Annotated in this window: 1 protein-coding gene; it reads left to right on the plus strand. The window is 64.2% G+C overall.

Annotation, left to right across the window (positions count from 1 at the left end; all coding sequences use genetic code 11):
* The first annotated feature begins 240 nt into the window (after positions 1 to 240).
* Positions 241 to 1,449, plus strand: coding sequence for an IS110-like element IS1110 family transposase (locus tag AWC14_RS02310; protein ID WP_033725343.1), 1,209 nt, complete (start codon positions 241 to 243; stop codon positions 1,447 to 1,449).
* Positions 1,450 to 1,471 lie beyond the last annotated feature (22 nt).

Here is a 1,471-nt window from a genome sequence, read left to right on the forward strand (position 1 = left end):
CCTTAAGTTCGTAGGTGCAGTTACTTCGTGTTGTTACGTTGTGCTGTGACCCCGGGTGGGGCGGGTGAGGCTGCATCGCTCTTGCCGGCCTGATGGTGCGGCTTGAAAGGACTGGCCGCCCGGCCTGCCTGGACTTCTCTGGCCGCTGATTGAGATCTGCGATCTGCTCGCTTGTTTAAGGAAATGCTGGCGGGGTTGTCCGTGGGGAACATGGTGGACGACAAGCGAATAGGAGGTTCGATGGAGGCGGACCAGTTGTGGGCTGGTGCGGATGTCGGCAAGGAGCACCATTGGGTCTGCGTTGTCGACGACAAGGGCACCGCGGTGTTGTCGCGCAAGCTCACCAACGATGAACAACCGATCCGAGAACTCATCGATGAAATCGACGCTCTGGGCTGCGACGTGTCCTGGACGGTGGATTTGACCACGGTGTACGCCAGCTTGCTGTTGACGGTGCTCGCCGATGCTGGCAAGTCGGTGCGGTATCTGACCGGCCGTGCTGTCTGGCAGGCTTCGGTGACCTACCGCGGTGGGGAAGCCAAGACCGATGCCAAGGACGCACGGGTGATCGCTGATCAGTCGAGGATGCGTGGTGCTGATCTGCCGGTGCTGCATCCCGACGACGATTTGATCACCGAACTGCGGATGCTCACCGCGCATCGCGCCGATCTGGTCGCTGATCGCACCCGCACCATCAACCGGCTGCGCCACCAACTCATCGCCGTATGCCCGGCATTGGAACGCGTTGCCCAACTGACCCAGGACCGCGGCTGGGTGGTGCTGCTCACGCGGTATCAACGACCGAAAGCCATTCGCCACAGCGGTGTCTCGCGCCTGACGAAGATGCTCGGCGACGCCGGCGTGCGCAATGCGGCCACGATCGCCGCCGCGGCGGTAACGGCTGCCAAATCGCAGACGGTGCGCCTGCCCGGCGAAGACGTCGCCGCCGGACTCGTCGCCGACCTGGCCGGGGAGGTGGTTGCCCTCGATGACCGCATCAAATCCACCGACGCCGACATCGAGGACCGATTTCGCCGCCATCCCGCAGCCGAAGTGATCACCAGCCTGCCCGGCATGGGTTTCCGACTCGGCGCGGAATTCCTCGCCGCCGTCGGCGATCCCACCCTGATCGGCTCTGCCGACCAACTCGCCGCCTGGGCCGGACTGGCCCCGGTCTCGCGCGACTCCGGAAAACGCACCGGGCGCCTGCACACGCCCAAGCGCTACAGCCGACGGCTGCGCCGGGTGATGTACATGTCCGCCCTGACCGCGATCCGCTGCGACCCGCACTCCAAGGCCTACTACCAGCGCAAACGAGACGAAGGAAAACGACCGATCCCGGCCACCCTCTGCCTGGCGCGACGCCGTACCAACGTCCTTTACGCCCTCATCCGTGACAACCGCACCTGGCAACCCGAATCACCCCCGATCACCAAGTCGGCGGCTTGACATCTTCATTGAGAGTCCTTTC

Origin of the sequence: Mycobacterium kyorinense (assembly GCF_002101735.1) — a bacterium.
GTDB classification, from domain to species: Bacteria; Actinomycetota; Actinomycetes; order Mycobacteriales; family Mycobacteriaceae; genus Mycobacterium; species Mycobacterium kyorinense.

Coding starts and splice junctions, on each gene's coding strand:
- AWC14_RS02310 (WP_033725343.1), top strand. CDS start 241: ATGGAGGCGGACCAGTTGTGGGCTGGTGCGGATGTCGGCAAGGAGCAC.